Below are 255 nucleotides of genomic sequence, written 5' to 3' on the forward strand. Positions count from 1 at the left end.
CCAGGGGTACCAGGAAGCGAATCACATTGCCCCGGGCCCCGGCACTGAGGAGCACCAGGCCGTTCTCCCAGCATTCTTTGATGATGGCGGCGGTTTCGTCTTTGGCGGGAGCTTTGGTGGTGCGGTCCTTCACCAGCTCAAGGGCCAGCATGACCCCCCGGCCCCGTACATCGCCGATGAGGGAATAGGTGTCTTTCATCTTGTTCAGCCGGCTTCTGAAAAGGTGGCCCAGTTCTTCTGCCCGGCCGGGGAAGT

General features: G+C 61.6%; 1 protein-coding gene. It reads right to left on the bottom strand.

Translation table 11 applies throughout. The features are described 5' to 3' along the window. The coding region (locus tag AAIG11_RS18115; protein WP_343187569.1) for an aminotransferase class III-fold pyridoxal phosphate-dependent enzyme at positions 1-255 on the bottom strand (255 nt) is incomplete at both ends.

The organism is Anoxynatronum sibiricum, from assembly GCF_039414295.1.
In the GTDB taxonomy this organism is placed as follows: domain Bacteria; phylum Bacillota; class Clostridia; order Peptostreptococcales; family Tindalliaceae; genus Anoxynatronum; species Anoxynatronum sibiricum.